Annotated in this window: 19 protein-coding genes; 13 read left to right on the forward strand and 6 right to left on the reverse strand. The window is 36.8% G+C overall.

Features of this window, described 5'->3' with window-relative positions; genetic code table 11:
- Positions 1-14: 14 nt before the first annotated feature.
- Positions 15-1,730: a RagB/SusD family nutrient uptake outer membrane protein gene (locus tag LUA86_RS13200; protein ID WP_231463463.1), complete on the reverse strand. Its 1,716-nt coding sequence runs from the start codon at positions 1,728-1,730 to the stop codon at positions 15-17.
- 14 nt (positions 1,731-1,744) lie between these two features.
- Complete coding sequence (locus LUA86_RS13205) at positions 1,745-4,972, reverse strand: TonB-dependent receptor (protein WP_231463465.1); 3,228 nt, start codon at positions 4,970-4,972, stop codon at positions 1,745-1,747.
- A gap of 480 nt (positions 4,973-5,452) precedes the next feature.
- Between LUA86_RS13205 and LUA86_RS13210 the strand changes: the two genes are divergently transcribed.
- Positions 5,453-6,754: a DEAD/DEAH box helicase gene (locus LUA86_RS13210; protein WP_231463468.1), complete on the forward strand. Its 1,302-nt coding sequence runs from the start codon at positions 5,453-5,455 to the stop codon at positions 6,752-6,754.
- Positions 6,755-7,148: 394 nt separating this feature from the next.
- On the opposite strand, the gene LUA86_RS13215 is transcribed toward LUA86_RS13210, so the two are convergent.
- Together LUA86_RS13215 and LUA86_RS13220 are read right to left on the reverse strand one after the other, a co-directional pair.
- Positions 7,149-10,424, reverse strand: a complete 3,276-nt coding sequence (locus LUA86_RS13215; protein WP_231463469.1) for a DUF559 domain-containing protein — start codon at positions 10,422-10,424, stop codon at positions 7,149-7,151.
- A gap of 268 nt (positions 10,425-10,692) precedes the next feature.
- Entirely contained in the window at positions 10,693-11,097 is a 405-nt protein-coding gene (locus LUA86_RS13220; RefSeq protein ID WP_231463471.1) for a hypothetical protein, read from the reverse strand.
- 202 nt (positions 11,098-11,299) lie between these two features.
- Here LUA86_RS13220 and LUA86_RS13225 point away from each other — a divergent pair, with 202 nt between their 5' ends.
- The 9 genes from LUA86_RS13225 (at position 11,300) to LUA86_RS13265 (ending at position 20,101) form a co-directional block, all read left to right on the forward strand.
- Complete coding sequence (locus tag LUA86_RS13225; protein WP_231463473.1) at positions 11,300-12,178, forward strand: ABC transporter permease; 879 nt, start codon at positions 11,300-11,302, stop codon at positions 12,176-12,178.
- Complete coding sequence (locus tag LUA86_RS13230) at positions 12,178-12,405, forward strand: DUF3098 domain-containing protein (protein WP_231463475.1); 228 nt, start codon at positions 12,178-12,180, stop codon at positions 12,403-12,405. The genes LUA86_RS13225 and LUA86_RS13230 overlap by 1 nt, the downstream gene beginning before the upstream one ends.
- 83 nt (positions 12,406-12,488) lie before the next feature.
- Positions 12,489-13,283: an undecaprenyl-diphosphate phosphatase gene (locus LUA86_RS13235; protein ID WP_231463477.1), complete on the forward strand. Its 795-nt coding sequence runs from the start codon at positions 12,489-12,491 to the stop codon at positions 13,281-13,283.
- A 26-nt stretch (positions 13,284-13,309) separates the two neighbouring features.
- A complete protein-coding gene (truB, locus tag LUA86_RS13240) occupies positions 13,310-14,044 on the forward strand; it encodes a tRNA pseudouridine(55) synthase TruB (RefSeq protein WP_231463479.1) in 735 nt (244 codons plus the stop codon).
- The gene (locus LUA86_RS13245; protein ID WP_231463481.1) at positions 14,041-14,901 is read left to right on the forward strand and encodes a YitT family protein; all 861 of its coding nucleotides are present in this window, start codon (positions 14,041-14,043) and stop codon (positions 14,899-14,901) included. Before truB ends, LUA86_RS13245 begins: the two co-directional genes overlap by 4 nt.
- 155 nt (positions 14,902-15,056) lie before the next feature.
- Positions 15,057-16,148 (forward strand): bifunctional riboflavin kinase/FMN adenylyltransferase, encoded by a 1,092-nt coding sequence (locus LUA86_RS13250; RefSeq protein ID WP_231463483.1) that lies wholly within the window; start codon positions 15,057-15,059, stop codon positions 16,146-16,148.
- 55 nt (positions 16,149-16,203) lie between these two features.
- Positions 16,204-16,545, forward strand: a complete 342-nt coding sequence (locus LUA86_RS13255) for a hypothetical protein (RefSeq protein ID WP_231463485.1) — start codon at positions 16,204-16,206, stop codon at positions 16,543-16,545.
- A 98-nt stretch (positions 16,546-16,643) separates the two neighbouring features.
- Positions 16,644-18,860 carry a cation:proton antiporter gene (locus LUA86_RS13260; RefSeq protein WP_231463486.1) on the forward strand — a complete coding sequence of 739 codons (2,217 nt, stop codon included), beginning with the start codon at positions 16,644-16,646 and terminating at the stop codon, positions 18,858-18,860.
- Positions 18,861-19,066: 206 nt separating this feature from the next.
- Positions 19,067-20,101 carry a DUF2157 domain-containing protein gene (locus LUA86_RS13265; RefSeq protein ID WP_231463487.1) on the forward strand — a complete coding sequence of 345 codons (1,035 nt, stop codon included), beginning with the start codon at positions 19,067-19,069 and terminating at the stop codon, positions 20,099-20,101.
- A 520-nt stretch (positions 20,102-20,621) separates the two neighbouring features.
- On the opposite strand, the gene LUA86_RS13270 is transcribed toward LUA86_RS13265, so the two are convergent.
- Together LUA86_RS13270 and uvrA are read right to left on the reverse strand one after the other, a co-directional pair.
- Complete coding sequence (locus LUA86_RS13270) at positions 20,622-21,275, reverse strand: LysE family transporter (protein ID WP_231463488.1); 654 nt, start codon at positions 21,273-21,275, stop codon at positions 20,622-20,624.
- A 16-nt stretch (positions 21,276-21,291) separates the two neighbouring features.
- The gene (gene uvrA / locus LUA86_RS13275) at positions 21,292-24,096 is read right to left on the reverse strand and encodes an excinuclease ABC subunit UvrA (RefSeq protein WP_231463489.1); all 2,805 of its coding nucleotides are present in this window, start codon (positions 24,094-24,096) and stop codon (positions 21,292-21,294) included.
- Between the two features lie 260 nt (positions 24,097-24,356).
- Between uvrA and LUA86_RS13280 the strand changes: the two genes are divergently transcribed.
- The 3 genes from LUA86_RS13280 to LUA86_RS13290 all read left to right on the forward strand — a co-directional run bounded on the left by LUA86_RS13280 (position 24,357) and on the right by LUA86_RS13290 (position 26,617).
- Positions 24,357-24,941 (forward strand): RNA polymerase sigma factor, encoded by a 585-nt coding sequence (locus tag LUA86_RS13280; RefSeq protein ID WP_231463490.1) that lies wholly within the window; start codon positions 24,357-24,359, stop codon positions 24,939-24,941.
- 88 nt (positions 24,942-25,029) lie between these two features.
- The gene (locus tag LUA86_RS13285; RefSeq protein WP_231463491.1) at positions 25,030-25,224 is read left to right on the forward strand and encodes a hypothetical protein; all 195 of its coding nucleotides are present in this window, start codon (positions 25,030-25,032) and stop codon (positions 25,222-25,224) included.
- Between the two features lie 202 nt (positions 25,225-25,426).
- Positions 25,427-26,617 (forward strand): MFS transporter, encoded by a 1,191-nt coding sequence (locus LUA86_RS13290; protein WP_231463492.1) that lies wholly within the window; start codon positions 25,427-25,429, stop codon positions 26,615-26,617.
- Positions 26,618-26,987: the final 370 nt, after the last annotated feature.

Genomic DNA, 26,987 nt, shown 5'->3' on the forward strand with positions numbered 1-26,987 from the left:
AAGTTAATTACCTATTAATAACCCGGACTTTGCTTTAAAGTACCGTTACTTCTGTCAATCTGATCTTGTGGAAGCGGGAAATGCTCATCTCTCGTTTCGAATGTAATTCCTTTTAAATAATCGAAATAACCACCCTCAAAAGTGAAATAACTTTCTAAAGTTTGTTTTGCAATACCCCATCTTACTAAATCGAAAAAGCGGTGACCTTCCATGGCTAGCTCTAATCTTCTCTCAAAGCGAACAGCGTTGCGGGCATAATCAGCATTTGGAAAAGCCGGGTACGGATTTACCCTGTAAACCGCAGCGGCAGATCCATTTATTGTAGCCGGAACAATCTTTGCAGCACGTAATCTAACTGCATTAACCAAAGCTAATGCCCTTGGTAAATCGCTTGTTTCAACTGCACATTCTGCTGCCATTAAATAAATATCAGCCAAACGAATAAGGTTAACATTTAAACCCGTAACGTTGGTAGAACCTGGTGCAGTGCCAGATGCAATTTGAGAAGCTTCGATAGAATTTTTAACCGCTACGAATGGTCCGCCGTTACTAGCATCTCTAATCCAGCTATCTCCAGCCATAATTCCCCAATCGCGATATGGAACGCCACGACGACCAATTGTTGATTCAATACGTGGATCTAGCGCCAAGGTTCTATCTACCTGATAATTCGTTTTCGCAGCACCTGTTAAACCTAAATCAGATAGGTAAGGATTGGTACGATAACTTCCGTCCAACAAAGGAAGTCCTGCTGCATTTACTTTAAATGAATTTGCTAAATCTAAAGTCGGTTGGAAAAATCCGCAGCAGTTTATTGGCGTTGCACCACCATAAGGAAAGTTTAACATGTCGCCAACGTTTCCATTTTCACCTCCGGTACCATCAGTACCAACTGAGTTTTCCACAACAACAATAGATTCAGGACCATCTTCCTTCGTAATATCGAAGTTATCATTATAAGGTAAAGTGGTTAAATCCGGTTTGGCAAGAATTACCGCATTTAGTTGCGTATATGCTTCAGCATAGCGTTTTTGATAAAGTAAAACCTTACCTAAATAAGCTTGTGCTGCATATTTATCCATTCTTCCTTTTTGATTTTTTGGTTTTGTGGTGTTAAGGTTTGCTACAGCAAATTGCAGGTCGTCGATAATGTTTGGATAGATATCCTTATCGTTAGGAACAAAAGTGCCCGAATTAGCTTCGGTAACATAAGGCACCAACTTAAATACCCTTACTAAAAAGAAATAATAGTGTGCCCTAAGCAACCTTGCTTCACCTTGAATTTCCTTAGCTCTAGCATCAGCAAATTTTGTAGTTCCCTTTCCAGCTTGTAAATCAGCCAGAATTTTAAGGGTGTTATTACAACGTTGAACACCTTCAAAACACCTGTTGTAAAGTAAAGAAAGGTTATCATTAGTACTTGTTGGAGCATGTTGCTCAATTGCATTCATGTTTGGCTGGTCGCCAACACTACTTCCTTTGTGTGCATTATCAGATGCTACTTCGCCAATAAGCCATTGACTTGGTGCTGCCGCATAATTGCCCCAGGTACCATTAATATTACCATTTAGTAAACCATAAGCACCAACTAATAAACCCTCTACTCCATCCTGAGAAGTTAATTGTTCTGCTGTAAGTTCAGCCTGAGGGTTTAGCGTAAGGAAGTCTTTCTTGCAGGATACAAAGCTTAGTATCAGAAAGAAAAGGAATATATTTTTTATATGTTTCATCTTTATCTTTTTAATTAAAATCCAACGTTAATACCTAATAAAAACTGGCGAGGTGAAGGGTATACACCCTGATCTACACCCGGTGCAGTAAAAGTATCTGTAATTTGTGTAACCTCTGGATCTAAACCGGTATATTTTGTAATGGTAAATAAGTTACTTGCCGATGCATAAATCCTGAAGCGGCTAACGCCAGATTTAGTTCCGAAAACTTTAACCGGAATTGAGTAGCCAACCTGAATATTTTTAAGCCTCAAGAAGCTGCCACTTTGAATATAGTAGCTTGATGAAGCAAATTCTACATCAGATGCACCTGCATAAGCAGAAGGAATGTTACTCGATCTGTTGGTTGGACTCCAGGCGTTTAATAAACGTGTACTTTTAGCACCATCGAAAGATGGAAAATCTGTAAAGTAACGGGTTGCCTCGAAAATATCATTTCCCTGTACACCGTATAAGAAAGCCGAAATATCAAAGTTTTTATAAGATGCATTTAGGTTAACTCCATAAGTAAAATCAGGATTCGGATCTCCAATAATGGTTCTATCTTTTGGATCGATGATTCCATCGCCATTAATATCCATATATTTTAGTCCGCCAACACGTGCACCTGCGTATGATGGTCCGGATTGAATCTCAGCCGTGCTTTGGTAAATTCCATTTGTTTTATAGCCATAAAATGAACCAAAAGCGGCATCTTGTTGCAATACGCTGGTTTGTAAACTACGGTAGTTTCCATAAACCTGGTTAAAAATACCCGGTGCAAGTCTATCGATTTTATTTACGTTTTTAGAAAAATTTAAACCTACATCAAATTTGAAAGGGTCATCAGCTTTGCGACCATGATGGTAAGCAACATTAAATTCTACCCCTTTGTTGCTCATATCTCCAATGTTAACAAAAGGTGCGCTTCCTCCGCCAACAACACTAACAGGTAATGGAAGGTTATAAAGCATATCAGTAGTTTTTTTACTGTATGCATCAATCGAACCATCAAACTTGCCATCAAATATGGTAAAATCAATACCTACATTTAGTGCCTTTAAAGATTCCCATTTAACATCAGCATTTTGATATGCATTTTGCCATACACCAGTAGTTAGGGTATTACCACCGCCTACTGCATACGCTGCGTTAATGATGGAGCTTTGATATCTGTTGATATATTGATAAGGCGGGATTCGCTGGTTACCGGTTTGTCCGTAACCTACACGAAGTTTTAAATCACTTACCCATTTGGCATCTTTTAAGAATGACTCTTCTGATATTCTCCAGGCTACACTTGCAGCAGGATAAAACCCGTATTTATTCGCAGGTCCGAAGTTTGATGACCCATCTCTACGAAGGGTAAAACTTGCCAGGTAGCGATCGTTAAATGAGTAATCTATTTTTGTAAATAGTGAAAATAATGAGCCTATAGAACCCGTGCTTGAGTTGCTGATATTAGAAGAGCCTGTATTTAAGTAGTAATAATTTAAATCTCCCAATAAGAAGAAATCATTTCTTCCGGCATTTAACTGTCTCGATCTGGAGCGTATGGCTTCAGTTCCAACCAAGGCGGTTAAACGGTGTTTTTCAGCAAATGTGGCGGTGTAGTTTAAGGTATTGGTCCATGTCCACTCGGTATTGTAGCCTTGATATTCGTTAAGGTTATTTGAATTATTTCCTTCTGAAAATTCAAGGTTTGGATATCGCATTGATAAACCATTATAGTTTTCGTAACGTATACCAAAATTAGTTTTTAGTACCAAACCTTTAACAATATCACCTTCTGCGAAGATGTTACCGAAAAAGAAATTGTTCTTATTCACATTATCTTTAGCTCTATATAAAAAGGCTAGCGGATTTTCGGCATTACCCAATTGACTACCACGACTACCCGCAAAATTGCCGTTTATATCGTAAACCGGAATAATTGTAGGAATGCGATAAGCCCAACCTAATGCACTACCCTGATCTTGATAGCCACCTGGAGTATTTGGATTTACTCCGAACCCAAAGCCTTCTGAATAACTATATTGTGCATTCTCGCCAAAACGTACGCGTTTATTGAAAGCATTTACTGTGGCATTTGATCTAAAGTTATACCGTGTAAATCCTGTATATTCTATTGTACCTTTTTGATTTAAATAACCAGCTGATAAAGCGTATGTAGCATTTTCAGAGCCACCTGTAGCACCCAACTGATAGTTTTGTATAGGAGCTGCTTTAGTAATTTCATCAAACCAGTTTGTACCTGCTTTGTTTGCCCTTGTAATCTGATAGAACAAACTTGGGTCGCGGCTGTAATTATATTTCGATGGATCTGCATCTGCAGCCGTAACATCTTGTCCTAAAACAGAACCCGCCACTAAATATTCTGGCAATGTAGGTGTTGGGCCAGAACCATAATTACGACCAGCTGCAATTGCTTTACCTGAATTGGTGTAACTATCAAAAACATACTGAGCATATTGCTGAGGTGTCATCATTTCAGGGAAACTGCCTTTGCGAGGCGCCTGTGTACCATAATATGAATCTACAGTAATTTTTGGAGCACCACTTGTACCTTTTTTTGTAGTGATAATTACAACTCCGTTATTAGCTCTAGAGCCATAAATTGAAGCAGAAGAAGCATCCTTTAAAACCTGCAAACTTTCTATGTCGTTTTGGTTTAACCAGGAAAGTTTACCTTCAAAAGGAACACCATCAATAACATAGAGTGGTTCGTTGTTATTAATTGTACTTGTACCCCTAATCCTGATTTGAGGTGTAGAACCTGGCGCACCATCATTGATAATGGAAACACCTGTAGCTTTACCCTGCAATGCTTCAACAGCACTTGCTGCAGGTTGCGCTTTTAATAAGCCCATATCTACAACCGCAACAGCACCTGTTAAGTCCTTTTTACGCTGTGATGAATAACCCGTAACCACAACATCCGATAGGTTATTGTTTTCAATTGCTAAGGTAATGTTAAGATTGGTTTGATTGCCAACTGTTACTTCTTGCGGAGCGTAACCTACAAAAGAAACAACCAGTACATCAGTTGACTTTGCACTTAATGTGAAAACGCCATTTGCATCTGTACTGGTTCCTCCTGCTCCATTTTTGATTTTAATACTTGCACCCACAACCGGCTGTCGGTCGTCGCTGGCAATTACTTTACCCGTAATTTTAGTTTGGGCGTTGGCCCCGACCGCAAACAGCACGGCCAGTAGCCAGAGGAGAAGTCTCCTCTGAACAAAAGATTGGTTTTGTTTCATAAGATTAAATTGTTTAGTTAAGGTAAAAGGACGATCGCAATAAAGAAATCATCGTTTATTTTGCTAGACTAGAGTCAAATCAACTACAACAAAGGCTCACGCACTATGACATCTTATCGGGTGGATAGGAAGAAATAAAATTTGGTTTTTAACAGCATAGGAAAATAATCCTACAGGGATAGGTAGATTAGTTTTCATAATTAGATAGTATATTTGGTTAGTGATATACGTTTGACAAATTAAACTTACAAAACAATCTGCTCAAATCCTACATAAATGTTAAAATTTGTTAAATGTGTTTTATAAACATTCGTTTACAAAGCCAAGAGCCCTTATTTTCGCATTCAATTTATAAAATGTATATTTGCCACCGAAGCAGGAATTAGGGCTTGCCAATCTATTGGCATATTCTCTCCGCAAGTTAGTCCTTCAACAGTTGATCGTTCTAGCTTCTTCAATAAATATTACAGAAATATATACATGTTATTCAAAGAATTAAACCTCATTGAGCCCATTTTAAAGGCCCTTGAGAAAGAAGGTTATACACAACCAACACCAATACAGGAGCAATCCATCCCAACAATTTTAAAAGGAAAAGATTTATTAGGTTGCGCACAAACAGGAACAGGTAAAACTGCTGCTTTTGCCATTCCAATGTTGCAATTACTGCACGAAAAACACATCAACACAAAAGCAAACAAAAACATTAAAGCCCTGGTTTTAACGCCAACACGCGAACTTGCTATACAAATTGAAGAAAGTTTTAAAGCTTATGGAAATAATTTAAACTTACGCCGTCTGGTAATTTTTGGGGGTGTTAATCAACACTCGCAAGTTGAAGCTTTACGCAAAGGCGTTGATATTTTAGTGGCAACACCCGGACGTTTGTTAGATTTAATGAATCAGGGTTTTATAAGCCTGAATACTATCGAGCTTTTTGTTTTAGATGAGGCCGACCGTATGTTAGATATGGGTTTTATCCACGATGTGAAAAGAGTGGTTGCTAAATTACCTGCTAAACGCCAGACTTTATTTTTCTCGGCTACCATGCCTGATGAAATTCAAAAGTTAGCAAATACTATTTTATCAAGCCCAACTAAAGTTGAGGTTACTCCAATTTCTTCAACTGCCGAAACCATTGTTCAATCGGTATATTTTGTTGATAAACCTGATAAAAAGAAGCTGTTGATTCATCTTTTGGAAGATAAAAACATCCAAACGGCTTTAGTTTTTACACGAACTAAACATGGTGCAGATAGAATTGTGAAAGATTTAGCGCATGCCGGAATTAAAGCGGCGGCCATTCATGGAAATAAATCGCAAAATGCCCGTCAACGTGCTTTAACTGATTTTAAGGATAGAAAAATTAGAGTTTTGGTGGCGACTGATATTGCTGCTCGTGGCATTGATATCGACCAATTATCTCACGTGTTTAACTTCGAATTACCAAATATTCCTGAATCTTATGTACACAGGATTGGGCGTACTGGTCGTGCAGGTGCAAACGGAATTGCAATTTCTTTCTGCGATGCCGAAGAAAACGAATATTTAATTGATATTCAGAAACTGATAAAAATCACTTTACCAGTTGTTGATGACCATCCTTATCCCCTATCATGGCAAAACATGATTGCAAAAAGCCAGGTTAAACGCAAACCACAAGCACAATCGAAAGGTGGTGGTGGCGCTAGAAAAGGCAGCGGCGATGGTAACATGAGCGGCAAACCTCGTAATGCCAGTAATAACAGAAGGTTTGGCGGGAATAGGAGAAAGAAAGATTAAAAAAGTGGAAAGTTGAAAATGGAAAGTTGAAAGTCTAAAGTTGAAGGACCAAAACGGAAAGCTTCTTTGCAAATTGCTTAAAAACCCGAGTTGTACATTACAGCTCGGTTTTTTTATCTGTCGGCTAAATCCTGATGGCAAGGAAGTTGCAAGATGCCAAGAATTATGAAAGAGATATCTGTTCCTCAAACACGAACGGTCGTCATTGCGAGGGACGAAGCAATCTTAATGCGATCGCTATGAAAAACTAAAGTTTCAAGATTGCTTCGTGCCTCGCAATGACGATAGCCTTAACAGAAAAACCCCGAATTGATTTATTCAACTCGGGGTTTCTTTTTAAAAAAATCGCTAGAAAGCTTTTCGCTTTAGTCTTTAACCTTTTAGCTTAAAAAACTTAAACAACCACATTAATAATCTTTCCTTTTACAAAAATGATTTTCTTTGGTGCTTTGCCATCTAAGAATTTCTGAAATTGCTCGTTAGCCAGTAAAATAGTTTCCACTTCTGGCTGTGCCAATGTCAAACTTAAATTTAAATTCATTTTCATTTTACCATTAACGGAAACCGGATAAGCAAATTCATCTTCAACCAAATGTTCAGGGTTGAAAGTTGGAAATGCTGTGTATGACAAACTTCCAGCTTCGTTGCCTAGTTGTATCCAAAGTTCTTCGCAGATGTGAGGTGCGTATGGAGATAAAATTACCACCATATCTTGAAGAATAGAACGTTTGTTGCATTTCAAATCTGTTAGCTCGTTTACAGCAATCATAAAGCTTGATACAGAAGTATTGAAAGAGAAACGCTCAATATCGTCCTGAACTTTTTTAATGATTTTATGCAATGATTTCAGCTCTGCTTTTGTCGGCTCTGCATCTGTAACGGTAAATTCCCATGCTTCATTGTGGAATAATCTCCAGAACTTACGCAAGAATTTAAACACACCTTCTATACCATTTGTATTCCAAGGTTTACTTTGCTCCAGCGGACCTAAAAACATCTCGTACATACGTAAAGTATCGGCTCCGTAACGCTCAATCAAATCATCAGGATTAACCACATTGAATTTTGATTTCGACATTTTTTCTACTTCAACACCGCAAACGTAATCAGAAGCCCCCTCCCGGCCTCCCCCAGATGGGGAGGAGATTGAACCGTCCTCTAAAATAAGAATGGCATCTTTATACTCTGGTCTCCAAGCTCTGAATTTTTGAATGTTTAATTTATCGTTTTCAACTATGTTAACATCAACATGTAGTGCTGAAGTTTTATATTCTTTTCTTAATCCGGCAGAAACATAAGTATTTGTTGGTCTGCCATCTTCGTCATTAATTCTGTAAACAAAATTACTTCTGCCCTGAATCATGCCCTGGTTAATCAATTTTTTGAAAGGCTCTTCTTCTTTAGTATAACCTAAATCTTTCAGAAATTTGTTCCAGAAACGGCTATACAATAAGTGACCGGTTGCATGCTCCGAACCACCAATGTATAAATCAACATCTTTCCAATATTCAATAGCTTCTTTTGAAGCAAAATCACTGTTGTTGTTAGCGTCCATATAGCGATACCAATACCAGCTACTACCTGCCCAACCCGGCATGGTGCTTAACTCGTAAGAAAATCCAGCCCCACCTAAATCCTCCCCGGTAGGGAGGACTTTTGTATCATCCATTGTGGCAAGTTTCTGCTTAATTTGAGCAACAACCCCATCCGGGTTTCCAATAACTTCTTCATTTGTAAATCTAATTACCTCATAATTATATAGAGCCAGCACTTCAGTTCTTTGTGCATCTTCTTCAATAACGACATTATGATAACCGCCATCAACTTCGACAACTAAGCCTTTTTTTAGCGAAATAAAATCAACAATATATTTATCTACAGGATGTTGACGTCTGAATTTAACTCCAGTTTGGTTATCTCTTAAAAATTGCCATAAAATATTTTCAGCCTCAGTTGGCTCTGAGCGATTCGACTTTGCATTTTCTTTTAAGCTTGTGTAAATCGCTGGTTCTGCTTTCGCACGGTAAGCGTCTTTCAGCTCCCTCCCTCCTGGGGAGGGTTGGGGTGGGGCACCATATCGCCATCCTTCTGCTCTCGCTAAAGGTGGTTCTCCAGTTTCTGTAGGTAAATATTTATCAATTTCTGGTAAGATTAAAGGCAATTCTTCCTCTTGCAATAGATATGGCAAACCATCTTTAAAGTAAACCGGAATTGGCTCACCCCAATAACGTTGGCGGCCAAAAATTGCATCGCGTTGGCGGAAATTAACCTTCGCCTTGCCTGCATTTTTTTCTTCTAACCAGTTATTTAAAAAGGGAACAGCTTCTTTATAAGTTAATCCATTAATAAAACCAGAGTTTATATATTTCCCTTCTTTAGTTGGGTCGGCTTGTATTTCAATATCTTGCTGAGCATCTAAAATTTGAACAATTGGCAAATTAAAATGCGTTGCAAATAACCAATCGCGTTGGTCGCCACTTGGCACACCCATAACCGCACCTGTTCCATAACCCGCAAGCACGTAATCTGCAATCCACAAAGGCACGCGTTCATCGTTAACCGGGTTAATTACATAAGTGCCGGTAAAAGCTCCAGAAACCGTTTTTGTATCCGCCATGCGGTCTAATTCCGATTTCTTTTTAGTTTGAGCAATATAGTGTTCGATATCTTGTTTTTGCGCTGACGTAGTTAGCTCGGCAACCCATTCGTGCTCTGGCGCTAAAACTAAATATGAAACACCAAAAATTGTATCAACACGTGTTGTGAAAACCTCAATTTGTTTGTCATTTCCTTCAACTTTAAACTTAACTGATGCCCCTACGCTTTTCCCAATCCAGTTACGTTGCATTTCTTTTATTGGTTCAGGCCAGTCTATGGTATCCAAACCTTGCAAAAGTCTATCAGAGTAAGCTGTAATCCGCATGCTCCACTGCATCATTTTCTTTTGCTCAACCGGAAAACCACCACGTTCAGAGAAACCATCTTTCACCTCGTCATTTGCTAAAACTGTTCCCAAAGCCGGGCACCAGTTAACGGTACTTTCTCTAAGGTAAGTCATGCGGTATTTCAACAATTCAACTTGCTTTTCTTCTTCAGTAAAAGTTGCCCAATCGCTTGGCAAAAATGATTTTACATCCTCATCGCAAACTGCTTTTACATCGGCTGTGCCTGATGAATTAAATTTTTCTATGAGCGTTGAAATATTTTCTGCCTTATCTGTTTCGATATTATACCATGAATTATATAATTGCATAAAAATCCACTGAGTCCATTTATAATACGATGGTTCACTGGTGCGAACTTCTCTGCTCCAATCAAAAGAAAAACCAATTTGGTCTAACTGACGACGATAAGTTGCAATGTTTGCTTCGGTTGTAATTGCCGGGTGCTGGCCAGTTTGAATAGCATATTGTTCTGCTGGTAAGCCAAACGAATCGTAACCCATCGGGTGCAAAACATTAAAGCCTTTAAGGCGTTTGTATCTCGAAAAAATATCTGATGCAATGTAACCTAGCGGATGACCAACGTGTAAACCTGCTCCAGATGGATAAGGAAACATATCTAACACGTAATATTTTGGTTTTTCAGAATTAGTTTCGGCTTTAAATGTTTGATTATCGGCCCAAAATTTCTGCCACTTCTGTTCTATTTCTTTGAATTGGTAATCCATTGCAAGTTTTAAATTTTTGAAGTGGCGAAATTACGGAAATTAAGGGGTTTAGTGAAACATAATTTTAGCTTCCATTTTGCCATGGAACACAGATTTTAGTGGAAAATAACAACAAATTTCCATAACACTCCATCATTGCGAGGTACGAAGCAATCTATTTAACAAAAGATTGCTTCGTACCTCGCAATGATGAAAAGTGGACAAAAAAAATGCGCCACTGATTAAATTAACCAATGGCGCAAGCAAATAATCGGGAGATTAAGATTTTCTATCGTGATAGATAATATATTTTAACAATATTAGTTTTATCAATTTTAGCGGTAAACTGCAATTGATTTGTGGTTATAACAGATGTTGTGCAATAAGATATTCCCTCAGGAAAAGACATTGTAAAATCATTGCCCAGAGAGCCAGTATAAGTACCTATTGTTCTCTGATTATTTAAACTTAATTCAACCTGGTCATCATCATTCGATTTAAAATCCATGTAGTCATTAATTGTATAATTGAAAGTTCCGTTGAGTGCAGTGTTAGTATTTCCACTCACTTCAATTTTATTAACGGTCCATTTTCCAATAATACGGGCCTTTAAAGAACTATCGTCTTTTTTACAAGAAAATATTGTAGTTGCTGTTAAAACAAACAGGCAAAATATGGTAAATTGTTTTTTCATCTGGGTTTGATTAAGTTTTAGTTCCATTTAATAACGCCCAATTACCAAATTTCGTACCGCTTTTAAAAAATGGGCTTAACAACTGCATTATGAAATTATCAAAATCATGGCTCTAGGCAGAACGCTGTTATTCATTTAAAGGCCGATTAATTGGAGTTTATCAGGTATAATTTATATTTTCGCAAAAAACAAATTTAAATACATGGAAGAATTCGAAGTAAGCGACGCATCTAAGAAAACCAAAACCATATACATTTCTACAATATTTAGTATTGCATTGGTTTTGTTAATGCTTGGGCTTCTTGGCTTGGTACTTGTACATGCAAAAAACCTTTCAAACTACGTTAAAGAGAACATTGTTTTAAATATAATTGTTGATGAAGGTGCAAAAGAAGCGGACGTTTTAGCTTTTCAGAAAGACTTAAACTCAGACCCTGCCGTTAAGCAAACGCAATATGTAAACAAAGAATTAGCGGCCAGAAATTTAACTCAGGATTTAGGAGAAGATTTTGTTAACTTTTTAGGCTACAACCCTTTAACATCAACTTTTGATGTTTACTTAAAAGCAGAATCTGCAAACAATAAAAGTATTGAAGCTTTAAAAGCCAAGATTTCTAAAAATCCGGTAGTAAAAGAAGTTGTTTACCAAAGTTCTTTAATTGATATGGTAAATAAAAACATCAATACCATTGGCTTAGTAATTTTAGCATTTGCGGTAATTCTTCTGGTAATTGCTATTGCCTTAATTAACAATACTATCCGATTGGCAATTTATTCGCAACGCTTTTTAATTAAAAGTATGCAGCTGGTTGGTGCAACTAAAAATTTTATCAGACGTCCTTTTATATTATTTGCCTTTTTACATGGATTAATTGCTGCGTTTATTGCAATCATTATCCTTTTGGCAACTTTAATTTATGCCCGCAAAGAGGTGCCTGAAATTATAATCCTTAACAATTACAAAGAATTTGGAATTGTATTCGTTGGTTTAATAATTATTGGTTTCTTTATAACAGGCATAAGCACCTGGTTTGCAGTTAGCAAATATTTACGTTTAAAATCTTATAATTTATATAGATAATGGCACAGAAAAAATCAGCATCTACTCAACAAGAAGCAAAAAGCGAATTGGTTTTTACTAAAAAAAATTACCAGTTATTATTAATCAGCATTGCAATTGTAGTTATAGGTTTCATTTTAATGATGGGCACAACCGGCGATATTTATGATTTCCGCAGAACTTTATTAGCGCCATTAGTTGTGCTTTTTGGTTTCGCTTTTGGTATTTATGCCATCTTAAAAAAATAATTTTCATCCCTTTGGATAAATTTGAAAACGCTTAATATTCAATTAAGCGTGTTCTTTCATACAAAACTTCCCGATTACGAACCATGAATTCTTTCGAAGCCATTATCCTTGCAATTATTGAAGGATTAACTGAATTTTTACCAGTTTCGAGTACTGGCCACATGATTATTGGCTCATCTTTTATGGGAATAGCCAGCGACCCATTTGTGAAGCTATTTACCGTAGCCATTCAATTGGGTGCTATTTTATCTGTTGTGGTTTTATACTTCAAAAGATTTTTTAAATCCATAAACTTCTATTTTAAACTTTTAGTAGCATTTATACCAGCGGCTATTTTTGGCTTATTATTAAGCGATAAAATTGATGAACTATTGGAAAGCCCTTTAGCAGTTGGCATTTCATTATTAGTTGGCGGTATTATATTATTATTTGTCGATAAATGGTTTAACAATCCAACTATCCACGAGGAAGAAGAAGTAACTTATTTAACGGCGCTAAAAATTGGTTTCTTTCAATGCATCGCAATGATTCCTGGCGTTTCTCGTTCCGGAGCTACAATAGTTGGCGGTATGAGTCAGAAATTAAGCCGAAAAGTTGCTGCAGAATTTTCCTTCTTTTTGGCGGTTCCTACCATGTTTGCAGCTACTGCCAAAAAATTATACGATTTTTATAAAGAAGGAAATACCATCACACACGAGCAAACAAATCTGTTGATTATTGGCAACGTAGTGGCCTTTATTGTAGCACTTTTGGCTATCAAAAGTTTTATCGGTTTCCTTAATAAACATGGCTTTAAGGTTTTTGGATGGTATAGAATTATTGCGGGATTAATAATTATCGCCCTACTGCTTAGCGGCCGCACACTACAAATAATTTAATCTGTATCTTTGCGAAAAAAAGATTTGTGAGTACAGAAAATTCAAAATTTAAAGATTTTAATTTCGCCGAAGGCGAATTGTTGCTAATTAACAAGCCTTACAAATGGACATCCTTTGATGTAGTTGGCAAAATTCGTAATTCTTTAAAACCATTAAAATTAAAAGTTGGTCATGCCGGCACATTAGATCCGCTTGCAACTGGCTTATTAATTATTTGTACGGGTAAGCTTACCAAACAGATAGATACCTTTCAGGCAGAAGAAAAGGAATACACCGGAACGTTAATTTTAGGCGCCACTACTCCATCTTTTGATATGGAAACTGAAGTTGATGAAACTTTCGACATCAGCCAGATAATTAACGAGCAAATCTATTCGGCTACAACACAATTTACCGGAGATATTGAACAATATCCACCTGCACATTCGGCTGTAAAAATAAACGGAGAGCGTTTATACGTTAAAGCTCGCCTGGGCGAAGAAGTAGAATTACGTAAACGTTTTGTAACCGTTCCTGCATTCGAAATTACACGAATCGAACTTCCTGAAGTAGATTTCAGAATCGTTTGCAGCAAAGGCACTTACATACGTTCTTTAGTTTCTGATTTTGGAAAAGCACTAAACAGCGGTGCATATCTATCAAATTTAACCAGAACCCGCAGTGGCAATTTCCTCCTTTCAAATTCTTTTGAGGTTAACGAGCTTGTTAATTATATTCGTAGTAAAAAGGAAGAGGCAAAACCCGCTACAGAAGAAGCATGAATAATCTAAAAAACAAAAACGCCAGATTTATAAAAGAAGTGCTACTCATTGCCGCTGGCGTTACATCGGCATGTTTCGGCTTAAAAAGCTTTTTAATGCCAAGTCATTTTATAGATGGCGGCGTAACCGGTATTTCCCTTTTATTAAGAACGCTTACCGATTGGGATTTATCGTACCTTATTGTCATCATCAATATTCCTTTCGTTATTTTAGGCTATAAACAAATAGGTAAAGCCTTTGCAATTAAAACTGCAATTGCCATCACAGCCCTTTCCATCTCTTTAATTGTTCTACCATTTCAACCCATCACACACGATAAATTACTAATTGCCTTTTTCGGCGGATTATTTTTAGGTGGCGGTATTGGTTTGGCTATGCGTGGCGGCTGTGTTATTGATGGCACCGAAGTTTTAGCCCTTACCATTAGCAAAAACAGCATTTTAACTGTGGGTAATATTGTGCTCATCCTTAACATTATCATTTTTGCATTTGCCGCCTATTTCTTAAATATTGAAACCGCACTATACGCCATATTAACTTATCTCTCTGCTTCAAACACAATTGATTTTATTGTAAATGGAATTGAGCAATATACAGGCGTAACCATCATTTCAGATAAGCAAGATGCCATTAAAGCTTACATAATTGCCGATATGAAACGTGGTGTAACCATTTATAAAGGCTCTGGTGGTTATGCCGAAAACAATAACATCGATATCATTTTTACTGTTGTTACAAAATTAGAAATGAGCAAATTACAAACAGCCGTTAGGCAAATCGACCCCGATGCATTTGTAATTCAGCACCAAATTGCAGATATTAAAGGCGGTGTAGTTAAACGCCATGCTTTACATTAATTAAAAATTTTGGGCATGCCCCCAAGCTTCGCAAGGGGTCGGGCTGTACGCTAAATCTTTTTTGTTTCTGCCATCCTTAGTTTATCGAAGGAGAAACAAAAAAGTATACCGCTTCCATCCCTCATGCAAAAACCCAAACCATAAAAAAATCATCATTGAAAATATACAATAACCTTTCAGAATTCACTAAACTAGCTAACGCCATTGTTACCATTGGTACATTTGATGGTGTTCATTTCGGGCATCAAAAAATCATTAAACAACTGGTGGCAAAAGCCAAAGCAGATGGCGGGGAGAGTGTAATTCTTACTTTTTTCCCTCATCCAAGAATGATTATCGATCCTGAAAACCAAGATTTGAAGATGATTAACACCATAAATGAAAAGGCAGAGATTTTGAAAAGTTTAGGCGTCGATCATTTAATTATTACGCCATTTACCCGCGATTTTTCTAATCAAACGCCAGAAGATTATATCCAAAATACTTTGGTTAATAACATCGGTACCAAGCACATTATTATTGGTTACGATCATCGTTTTGGAAAAGATAGAAACGGTAATTTAACCGATTTAAAGGCTGCAGGATTGCATTTTGGCTTTACGGTTGAAGAAATTGCAGAGCAAGATATACATGATGTTGCCGTAAGCTCAACCAAAATTCGTCAGGCACTTTTAGCAGGCGATGTAAGTTTAGCTAAAGATTATTTAGGTTATGCATTTTCTATTTTCGGACGTGTAATTAAAGGCGATAAAATTGGCAGAACAATAGGTTTTCCAACGGCTAACATTTTCGTAGAAGAAACTTACAAACTTATTCCCGGTGATGGCATTTACGCCGTAACTGTCGAAATGAATCCAGAAAGTGAAAAGTCAAAAGTGGAAAGTAATGAGTTCAAAGTGGAGAGTGATGAGTTCAAAGTTAAAAGTGAAAAGTTAAAAGTAGAAAGTGGAGAGTTCAAAGATCAAACTTCAAAGGAGCACCCAACACCTTCAACTTTAAATCCACAACCTTCAAGTTTTAAAGGTATGGCCTACATCGGGCAACGCCCAACCATAAACGGCATGACAAGAAATATTGAGGTAAACATCTTCGATTTTAACCGCGAAATATATGGTCAGGATATTAAAATGAATTTCTTAAAATTTTTACGCCACGATGTAAAATTTACCGGTTTAGAAGCACTAACAATACAGCTACAAAAAGATAAAGAAGCTACCTTAGCCTTTTTTAATTCAATCTCAAATTAGCTAATTACAGCATTTTTCTTTCAAAAAAAGCCTCATTTTCGTTATATTAGCGGCAATGAGGCTTTTTACTTTCCTTTTATTCGTTTTAATTTTTGGTGCCATCGCAGGTTTTGCATCGCAAAAAAAAACTGAGCGTAAGTTTAAGTCGTCTTCTTTTACAGTTAAAAAAATCACTACTGTAAATAATCAAAGTAGCGATACCGGCACACTCCAAAAAGACTTTATTACTACATCACAAGCATATAAAATTAGTAATCCATTATCGGGTTTATTACTATTATTAGCATTTCTTCAGCTCACTTTTAAAATAAAAATTATTAAAATATTCTTTAATAAATTAGAGCTACATTTTCGATGTTTATTTAAAATATTATATCCAAAACACGTTTTCTGGTAAATTAATTATCATGCTCCGTTTAATGGCAAATAGAATTGTATATCGCAAAACCTACAGCCGAATTTAAAATTTTTAATTTTTAAACATTTTAGAATAAAATGATTCATTTACCAGATTTAATTGCCGATTTAGGATTAATACTTGCTGCAGCAGGAATAACAACTTTATTATTTAAAAAAATAAAACAACCACTTGTTCTCGGTTACATATTAGCCGGCTTATTGGTTGGTCCACATTTTAGTTTCTTACCCACCGTAACCGACCAAAAAAGCATTACCATTTGGGCAGAGATTGGTGTAATATTTCTCCTTTTCAGTTTAGGTTTAGAATTCAGTTTCAAAAAATTAGTTAAAGTTGGTGGTTCTTCGTCTATTACAGCAATAGTCGAAGTCATATTCATGCTCCTAATAGGCTATGCTGCAGGCTCGCTCATGGGTTGGAGCACAATGGACAGTATATTTCTAGGAGGTATTTTATCTGTATCTTCTACCACAATCATCATCCGGGCTTTTGAAGAGCTTGGTGTTAAACATAAAAAGTTTGCCGGCCTGGTTTTTGGCGTACTTATCGTAGAAGATTTAGTAGCCATTTTATTATTGGTACTCCTATCAACATTGGCTGTAAGCCAGCAATTTGCAGGTACAGAAATGTTAATTTCTATATTAAAACTTGCATTTTTCTTGATTCTATGGTTTTTAGGTGGTATTTTTCTTATCCCTACATTTTTAAAGGCAACCCGAAAATTGATGAATGATGAAACCATGCTCATCGTTTCTCTGGCATTATGTTTAGTAATGGTTTTACTTGCCGTAAAGGTTGGTTTTTCACCGGCACTTGGGGCGTTTATAATGGGTTCAATTTTAGCAGAAACTACACAAGCCGAAAAAATAGAGCATTTAACAAAATCGGTTAAAGATTTATTTGCAGCAATATTTTTTGTTTCCGTTGGGATGTTAATTGACCCGAAAGTATTAGTCGATTATGCCATCCCAATTATTGTGGTAACATTGGCTACAGTATTAGGCAAATTAATCAGTTCATCTTTGGGTGCATTATTATCTGGCCAGCCTTTAAAAACATCGGTGCAGGCAGGAATGAGTTTGGCTCAAATTGGTGAGTTTTCTTTTATCATCGCAACATTAGGCTTAACACTAAAAGTTACGAGCGAATTTCTTTACCCAATCGCCGTAGCGGCATCGGCAATTACAACATTTACAACTCCATATTTGATAAAATCATCAGAAAGTTTTTATAACTTTTTAAATCGGGTTCTACCTAAAAAATGGTTGGATGGAATTGAAAGGTACAGTTCAAGTACCGCCGGAATTACGGCCTTAAGCGATTGGAAAATCCTGTTACGTTCTTACATTTTCAATACCATAATTCACTCTGTAATAATAATCGCGGTTATTTTTCTTACTGCTAGGTATTTGCAGCCTTTTATGGTTAAAAATATAACTAATGGACTAACCTCTATAGTAATTAGTGTTGTATTATCTTTCATATTAATGTCGCCGTTTTTATGGGCATTATCCATCCGTAGGATTCAAAAAACGGCTTATTCTCACCTTTGGTTGAACAAAAAATATACCCGAGGACCATTAATCGCGATTGAATTTTTCAGAATTGCATTAGGGATATTCTTTGTTGGCTTTTTAATGTACGAGTTTTTTGATACCTGGGTTGCAGCGCTAATTGCTTTGGCTTTGATAGTTTTGGGAATGGTTATTTTTTCCAGAAGGCTACAATCGTTTTACGATAAATTGGAGCGTCGTTTCATGAAAAATTTAAACGCCAGAGAAAATCAAAAACCAGATATTTTACCTTGGGATACCCATTTAACCGAATTAAAGGTTTCGCCAGAATCGGAAGTGGTTGGCAAAACCCTAACCGAATTAATGATAAGAGAAAAGTTTGGAGTAAACATTGCCATGATAGAACGTGGAAGAAACACAATTCCTACACCTGGGCGTGATGAGCGACTTTATCCAAATGATAAACTTTTACTTATTGGTGCCGATGACCAACTGGCCATGGTAAAAGCTATTTTAGAAGTAAATACACCAGAAATTGAAGCTGAAAATAGCTTCCCCGATAAGGAAATGACGCTGCAAAAAGTTGTGGTAAATAGCGAATCTCCGGTTTATGGTTTAAGTATCCGCAATGCGGGCATAAGAGAAAAAGCGCAGGCACTTATTGTTGGTATAGAGCGTGGAGCAGAAAGAATCCTTAATCCTTCTTCTGATTTCGTTTTTGATACCGGCGATGTAATCTGGATTGTAGGTAATAATAAGAAGATAAAGGAAGTAATTTAAGAATGTAGTGCGTCTTTAGTCAGGAGTATGAGGTTGGAAGTTGAAGGTATACATTTATTAGTACCTAGTCTTCAAACATCAGTCATCAAACTTTGAACTTTGAACTTTTGACTTTTGACTTTTGACTTTAAACTTTGAACTTTAGACTTTGGACTTTAAACTTTAGACTTCGTACTAATTTTATATCTTCGTTTACAACCTAACTTATGAAAGTAGACAAAGAGAAAAGTGAATTTCTGGATGATATGATAGACCAATGGGAAACTGATGGTTTAATAAATGAGGAAACTGGCAAAAAGCTTAGAAAAAGTTACGAAGCTAAAAATTTCGATTGGTTACGTTTGGCTCAATATGCATTCTGGATAGCGCTAGCCTGCGGCTTTATTGCCCTTGGCTCTTTACTTATCGATAATTCAATTCTTGATTACCTTAAAAGAGTTTATGATACCCCAAACATCGTTATTGCAATTGTTTCGGGCGGCATAGCGGCTTGGTTATATATTTTAGGTTTCAGAAGAAAAAAGAACTTACCTAATTTAAAATTTAGCAATGAGGCAATCGTATTTTCAGCCATATTGTTTACAGCAAATGCGATAGCTTATTTCGGCAAAGCTTTAGATAATGGTTCTGGCAATTTTACCGTCTTAATTCTAATTTCTGTATTTATTTATGGTGCTTTGGGTTATATTTTTAAATCAAGATTAATCTGGGTTTTTGCACTTATATCGCTCGGTGCGTGGTTTGGCACAGAGACAGGTTATTTGAGCCGCTGGAATTATTATTTCTTCGGGATGAATTATCCACTACGCTTTGTAGTTTTCGGTGCAGTTTTAACTGCTGCTTCTTTTATCATGAAAGCGAACGCTAAAACCCAGCACTTTTTTCAGGTTACATACATCGCCGGCATGGTTTATCTCTTCGTTTCGCTTTGGGCATTATCTGTTTTCGGGAACTTCGCAAGCCTGGAAGAATGGTATAAAGTCCGCCAGTTGAGTTTGTTTTATTGGGCTTTAATTTCTGCTGCCGTTTGTTTGGCAAGTACATTTTATGGCCTTAAATATAGAGAACATATTGCCCGTGAGTTCGGTATCACTTTCCTATTCATAAATCTTTACACCCGCTATTTCGAATATTTTTGGGATAGCTGGCACAAAGCGCTTTTCTTTTCGGTTTTGGCTGCTTCTTTTTGGCTGATAGGCAGAAAAGCCGAAAAAATCTGGAATGTAGAATTTTTGAAGTAGCAGTTGACTAAGGATTCAAAAACAGGTTTGTAATAACGACTGCTCATTGCACCACGTCATTGCGAGGCACAATCTATCCCGGCTGTTTGGGAAAGCAATCTTACAACGTTGGGTTTATTAAACGTTTTAAGATTGCTTCGTGCCTCGCAATGACGGGAAAATCTATAAATGATTTGGAGCGCCAAGGCTGTATTTCATAGGCTAAAACAGTCCCGCCAATACTGCAATCTTTTGGTTATAGTTTGTGCAATTTAAACATTTAAGCAACCAAAAGGATTTCCGTTATGTCGGGGCTATTAAACTTAAAACAGTTCCAAAATTAAAGGTTCAAATGCACAACCTTTGTACCTAAACCCGACACAAACGAGCATGGAGCGCAGCGGAATAAAGTGCCTGCCTACCGCAGGCAGGTTTGGCGGGACTGAAAGCCGACATTAAAACTGAGCTTTCATTTCCAAATAACCAACCGATAATCAAACAAGATTCTGAAACAAGTTGTGAATGACGACCGAGACAAATTCTAAAATATAATAATTAGCTGCTTTACAATTAAATACGCAGCTAAAACATATAGAAATATAGCTATCGATTTGTTGATAATTAAACTGCTTAACGCAAATTTTTCTTGAATAAATGTAGCAAAATGCGCATACAAGTACAGTGCGCCGGCAGAGCCGAAACCTGAACCCAAACTAAATATAATAAGTGATAGATAGTCGGTTTTAATCCATTCGTGTAAGATAACATAGTTACCAAAAAATAACCAAAATGGAATTTGAACGGGATTTAGGACGCCTAAAATTAAACCATACAACACGCTCCCGCTACGCTTATCTTCTTTTTTACTGCTGGTTTTAGGTGCTTTCTTACGGTTTATCCAGGTTATTGTGCCCATGGTAATAAACATCAGAATCATGAAGCAATCTACCAAAGTACCTAACCTTACTTCGCTAACGGCTGCATTTGGATTGATATCGCTCATCGCCCAACGGGCGAAACGCATCATCCCGAAAGTAAAAAATACTTCTACAACAGAGAACGATAAAATGAAATACCAAACCTGACGCATACCTTTATTTATGGCTAATTGCGCAACGGTTAGGTTAATATTACCTGGCGGGATGTAGCCCATAGCATTAAGAAGAATGCCTATGATAAAGGTTAGAAAAAGCATTATCGAAAGTATAAATTTATTTTAAATGCTCAGCTAAATATTTACCAGTGTAAGAGTTTTTCACTTTTACCAAATCTTCCGGAATACCTTCAAAAACCAATTTTCCGCCACCATCGCCACCTTCCGGGCCGATATCAATTACCCAATCGGCACATTTTATCATATCCATATTATGCTCGATTACCAGAATTGTATTTCCCTGCTCAATCAATGTATTTAAAGCTTTTAACAGCTTTTTAATATCGTGGAAGTGTAAACCCGTGGTAGGCTCATCAAAAATAAATAAGGTTTTATTAGCATTGTTTCCTTTTATCAAAAACGAAGCAAGTTTAATACGTTGTGCCTCACCACCAGATAAAGTATTGGATGATTGACCTAAATGAACGTAGCCCAAACCAACATCAACCAAAGGGTTTAATTTATTTAGAATTTTTTGCTCATCCTTAAAGAAATCGACGGCCTCATCAATGGTCATATCCAAAATATCGGATACGTTTTTCTCCTTGTAAGTGATGTCTAGAACCTGTTGTTTAAATCGCTTACCTCCGCAAGTTTCGCAAGGCAGATAAATATCAGCCATAAACTGCATTTCAATTTTCACTTCACCCTCACCCTGGCAAACATCACATCGTCCGCCTTCAACATTAAATGAAAAGGCCGCTGGTTTTAAGCCAGAAGCTTTGGCTGCTGCTTGTGATGAAAATAAAGCTCTTATATCATCCCAGGCTTTTACATAGGTAACCGGATTTGAGCGGCTGGAACGTCCAATTGGATTTTGATCGACCATTTCCACGGCACTCACTAAATCATAGTTACCAAAAATACCATCGTAAGAACCGGTTTGTTCTCCAGCATAATTACCAATAGCTTTTTGGAGCGCCGGATAAAGAATTTTTTTAACTAAACTCGTTTTACCTGAACCAGAAACACCGCTCACAGCAGTAAATACTCCCAATGGAAATTTTACATCTATATTCTGAAGGTTATTTTCTCTGGCACCTTTAATTAAAACATGGTCTTTCCATTTTCGGCGTTTCTCCGGAATGGCAATTTTTTCAATACCGGATAAATACCTTCCGGTTAAGCTGTTTTTATCTTTTAAAATGGCTTCATAATCGCCACTAAAAACTAAATTACCGCCATGTGTACCTGCCTCCGGACCGATATCAATAATATAATCGGCAGCACGCATCATTTCTTCTTCATGCTCTACAACCAAAACGGTATTACCAACATTTCTTAAAGAGATGAGTACCTCAATTAATTTGTTTGTATCGCGTGGATGTAAACCGATACTTGGCTCATCTAAAACATAAATAGATCCAACCAAACTACTACCTAACGAAGTTGCTAAATTAATACGCTGCGATTCGCCACCAGAAAGCGTATTTGATAATCTATTTAAAGTTAAATAACCTAAACCAACATTATTAAGGTACAGAAAACGATTATTAATTTCGGCCAATAAACGTTTGGCAATTTTGGCATCGTTAACGCTAAGTTTTAAATCATCAAAAAATGTAAGTGCTTTAGCCAATGGCATTAAAACCACATCGATTATTGATTTATCAGCGATTTTGACGTATGAAGCATCCTTACGTAATCGTGAGCCTTTGCAATCCGGGCAAATTGTTTTTCCGCGGTAGCGGGATAACATTACACGATATTGGATTTTATAGGTTTGCTCCTCAAGCTCTTTAAAGAAAGCATTTAAGCCTTCGAAATATTTATTGCCTGTCCACAATAAAGCCTGCTCTTTTTCGGTTAGCTGGTTAAAAGCACGATGAATTGGGAAATCGAATTTAGCAGAGGCTTTGATAAAATTCTGCAACCAAACGCCCATTTTCTCCCCTCTCCAAGGTGCAATTGCATTATCATAAACACTTTTGCTTTTATCCGGAATAACTAAATCTTCATCAATACCAATTACATTTCCATAACCTTCGCACCGTTTGCAAGCACCATAAGGATTATTGAATGAGAAAAAATTCGGTGTTGGCTCTTCAAAGCGCATACCATCTAATTCAAACCTATCGGTAAAATGCTTCGTTTTACCCTGCACTTCAACATAAGTATCACCCTTGCCTTCAAAAAAAGCTGTTTGCACAGAATCGGCTAAACGACTTAAAGTTTCTTCTTCGTGATTGGTTACAATTCTATCTATTAAAATCTGTACGGTTTTATCATCAGTTAGCTCAATATCCTTAAAATCAGCATCATCCAAAACAGACTCAATTTTCTCAATTTTATTGTTAATTAAAACCCTAAGGAAACCTTTCTGCAGTAAAATGGCTAATTCCTCTTTAATTGTTCTGTTGTTGTGCGGGTAAAGCGGACAAAAAATGGTAACCGTTGTATCATCTGGCAGAGCACTTACATAATCTACCACGGTGCTTACAGAATCTTTTCGAACAACTTTGCCAGATATAGGCGAAATTGTTTTTCCAATCCGGGAGAAGAGTAATTTTAAATAATCGTAAATTTCTGTCGATGTGCCTACAGTAGAACGTGGATTTGAGGTGATAACCTTTTGTTCTATCGCTATTGCAGGCGCAATTCCTTTAATATAATCTACATCGGGCTTATTCATACGCCCCATAAACTGGCGGGCGTAAGAGGATAAACTTTCTACATACCTACGCTGTCCTTCGGCATAAAGTGTGTCAAAAGCAAGCGAAGATTTCCCCGAACCAGACATACCGGTTACCACTACTAATTTATTTTTTGGTATGGCAACATCTATGTTTTTAAGGTTGTGCACTCGTGCACCTTTAATGATAATATTTTTATGCGGATCTTTTTCGGCTTCTTTTTTGCTCATGTATTTATCAAGAATATATAATGAAACCCCTATTAAGTAATTTGGGTTTTAAGAAGATACAAAAATAGGGTACTGAGACCGTTAATTTATTTTTTAACATTTATTTTTTTGTTTATTGATAAAAAATTACCGTCCTTTGAGTATTAACGAACTCAGAACCAAACTAACACATTCAAAAAACATAGGAGACAGGCTATAGAAATTAAACTTCTACAAATTAATTTTTAGCAAATAGTAAGGGATTTAGTGTAGGTAAACCTATGAATTTACAATCATACAATGATCAGGACCTGGTAAAGTTATACGTTGCCGGGAACGAGAATGGATTGCAGGAACTTTTACGCAGACATAAAAGCAAAATCTATACTTCTATTTATTTATTGGTAAAAGACCAATATTTAGCAGAAGATATATTTCAGGATGCTTTTATTAAGGTAATTAACACTTTGCGATCTGGCAGATATAACGAGGAAGGCAAGTTCTTACCTTGGGTAATGCGTATTGCGCATAACTTAGTTATCGATTATTTCAGAAAAGAAAAACGAACGCCAATTATTACCAGTTCGGATGGAATGGATGTGTTTAACATGCTGCATTTTTATGATGAAAGCGCAGAAGAAAAAATGCTCCGCGACCAAACGCACAAAGACCTGAAAGCAATGATTCATTTATTGCCAGATGAGCAAAAAGAAGTGCTTTTAATGCGTCACTACGCCGATTTAAGTTTTAAAGAAATTGCCGACTTAACAGACGTAAGCATTAACACGGCTTTAGGTAGAATGCGTTATGCTTTAAGCAATTTGCGCAAGATGCTTAAGAGTAAAGAAATGACTTACAAAGGGTAATAAAAAAGTTACACGAAATGTTTTAGGGATTGAAATAAAGCATCTCAACTAACGTTTAGTTTATAAAAACAAAAACATTTAGTTGCTTATGACAAAAACCTCTACATCAAAAAAAAGTGTAAACTTACCAACCCAAAACATGTTTCATTACAATAACGATAGTGAATCTGATGCGGAGATTAACTTATTTTACGATCAAATTAAAAGTAAGTTAGACGGACTGCTTCAAAACCCTTCTGATGATAGCATCAACAGAATTTTGAACTACAGCAAAACAAAGTAATTTACCAGCAAAAAGCTTCCTTAAAATTATGGGAGCTTTTTTTATGCGATGATAAAATTGATATTTTATGTCTTCGCATCTCTCCCCTGTTTCCACATAGCACATATTCAGTCATTTATGTTACATATTTACACTTTATGTTTTTCATAGTGCAATAAAACCCCTACATTTGCTTAGTGTAATTTTCACACTAAGTATCGCTATGAATAAGAACTTAATCCCATTAACGCTTGGCGGTTTAGGCATCGGCATTACAGAATTTGTAATGATGGGTCTTTTACCGGATATTGCTAAAGACTTAAAAGTTTCCATCCCACAGGCTGGTCATTTAATTTCTGCTTATGCACTTGGTGTAGTAATTGGGGCTCCGCTTTTAATAATGATTGCCGGTAAATATCCACCTAAAAAGATATTAATCGCATTAATGGTTATGTTTACAACCTTTAATGCATTTTCTGCATTTGCTCCAACTTTTAATACTTTATTTATTGCCAGATTATTATCAGGCTTACCTCATGGTGCTTTTTTTGGTGTTGGCTCGGTAGTAGCCAGCAGAATAGCAAAAGAAGGCAAAGCTGCACAAGCCGTTTCCTTAATGTTTATGGGTTTAACAATTGCAAATATAGTTGGCGTTCCCTTAGGTACATTTATAGGCCATAACTTTTCATGGCGCATATCATTTGCAGTGGTTGTAATAGTTGGCCTGGTTACTTTATTAAGTTTAAAACTTTGGTTGCCAGCACTAGAGGCTGCAAAGAATCGTAATTTAAAGGCAGAACTTAGCTTTTTTAAAAAGAGAGAAGCGTGGATTATCATTGCAATGATATCAATAGGAACCGGTGGTTTATTTACCTGGTATAGCTACATAGCGCCTTTAATGACAGATGTTGCAGGTTTTTCTCCAAATGCAGTAACCTATATATTAATGCTTGCAGGTTTGGGTATGATGACGGGAAATTACCTGGGCGGCATACTGGCCGACAAATATTCGCCAGCAAAAGCTTCTGCATTTTTGTTAATTGCCATGGTAATAACTTTAACCATTGTCCACTTCGTTTCGGGCAACCAGGTTTTGGCTTTGGTTATGACATTCGTTACCGGAGCGGTATCATTCTCCCTTGCGGCACCAATCCAAATGCTTATGATACAATCAGCAAAAGGTTCTGAAATGCTTGCAGCCTCTGCTAGCCAGGCAAGCTTTAACATAGGCAACGCACTTGGTGCATTTTTTGGCGGCTTACCATTAGTTTATGGCTTCGATTATACAGCCCCTGCTTATGTGGGTGCGGCAATGGCTTTGGTAGGTGCTTTTTTTGCATTTTGGCTTATCAGAAGCACGCAAAACCACGAAGCAGAAATTGATGCAAAAGCCATTGCTACATCTTTCCATTAATTAGAAAAGCAACGGTAGCAATACTAAAAATTGTTAGTCCGGCTATACACTTTACTCCGTTACACTCCGTGCTCGTTGCTATCCGGTTTATTTTTAACGGCTATTGCACAGAACCCGGGTAGCTTGTAGCAAGTAAAACGAATTGCTGCGCACAAACTACGTTCAATAAACTCCGATTGAAACGTAAATACTTTTTAATTGTAGAAAACTAAAATAAGTTGCTATGCTGAGGCACGAAGCATCTGTAACCGATGAAAAAAATTCTTCGTGCCTCAGAACAACAGAAGTTAATTAAAAAGATTGTAGTGTAAAGCGGGTCTGTAGTTGCCATTAAACCGTAACTTCAATTTTCTAATATTATAAATGCTTA

The organism is Pedobacter sp. Leaf132, from assembly GCF_920984695.1.
In the GTDB taxonomy this organism is placed as follows: Bacteria; Bacteroidota; Bacteroidia; order Sphingobacteriales; family Sphingobacteriaceae; genus Pedobacter.

What these genes read in the sequence shown, in the direction of transcription:
- LUA86_RS13200 (WP_231463463.1), bottom strand. Translation starts at nt 1,730, where the DNA reads ATGAAACATATAAAAAATATATTCCTTTTCTTTCTGATACTAAGCTTT.
- LUA86_RS13205 (WP_231463465.1), bottom strand. Translation starts at nt 4,972, where the DNA reads ATGAAACAAAACCAATCTTTTGTTCAGAGGAGACTTCTCCTCTGGCTA.
- LUA86_RS13210 (WP_231463468.1), top strand. Translation starts at nt 5,453, where the DNA reads ATGTTATTCAAAGAATTAAACCTCATTGAGCCCATTTTAAAGGCCCTT.
- LUA86_RS13215 (WP_231463469.1), bottom strand. Translation starts at nt 10,424, where the DNA reads ATGGATTACCAATTCAAAGAAATAGAACAGAAGTGGCAGAAATTTTGG.
- LUA86_RS13220 (WP_231463471.1), bottom strand. Translation starts at nt 11,097, where the DNA reads ATGAAAAAACAATTTACCATATTTTGCCTGTTTGTTTTAACAGCAACT.
- LUA86_RS13225 (WP_231463473.1), top strand. Translation starts at nt 11,300, where the DNA reads ATGGAAGAATTCGAAGTAAGCGACGCATCTAAGAAAACCAAAACCATA.
- LUA86_RS13230 (WP_231463475.1), top strand. Translation starts at nt 12,178, where the DNA reads ATGGCACAGAAAAAATCAGCATCTACTCAACAAGAAGCAAAAAGCGAA.
- LUA86_RS13235 (WP_231463477.1), top strand. Translation starts at nt 12,489, where the DNA reads ATGAATTCTTTCGAAGCCATTATCCTTGCAATTATTGAAGGATTAACT.
- LUA86_RS13245 (WP_231463481.1), top strand. Translation starts at nt 14,041, where the DNA reads ATGAATAATCTAAAAAACAAAAACGCCAGATTTATAAAAGAAGTGCTA.
- LUA86_RS13255 (WP_231463485.1), top strand. Translation starts at nt 16,204, where the DNA reads ATGAGGCTTTTTACTTTCCTTTTATTCGTTTTAATTTTTGGTGCCATC.
- LUA86_RS13260 (WP_231463486.1), top strand. Translation starts at nt 16,644, where the DNA reads ATGATTCATTTACCAGATTTAATTGCCGATTTAGGATTAATACTTGCT.
- LUA86_RS13265 (WP_231463487.1), top strand. Translation starts at nt 19,067, where the DNA reads ATGAAAGTAGACAAAGAGAAAAGTGAATTTCTGGATGATATGATAGAC.
- LUA86_RS13270 (WP_231463488.1), bottom strand. Translation starts at nt 21,275, where the DNA reads ATGCTTTTTCTAACCTTTATCATAGGCATTCTTCTTAATGCTATGGGC.
- uvrA (WP_231463489.1), bottom strand. Translation starts at nt 24,096, where the DNA reads ATGAGCAAAAAAGAAGCCGAAAAAGATCCGCATAAAAATATTATCATT.
- LUA86_RS13280 (WP_231463490.1), top strand. Translation starts at nt 24,357, where the DNA reads ATGAATTTACAATCATACAATGATCAGGACCTGGTAAAGTTATACGTT.
- LUA86_RS13285 (WP_231463491.1), top strand. Translation starts at nt 25,030, where the DNA reads ATGACAAAAACCTCTACATCAAAAAAAAGTGTAAACTTACCAACCCAA.
- LUA86_RS13290 (WP_231463492.1), top strand. Translation starts at nt 25,427, where the DNA reads ATGAATAAGAACTTAATCCCATTAACGCTTGGCGGTTTAGGCATCGGC.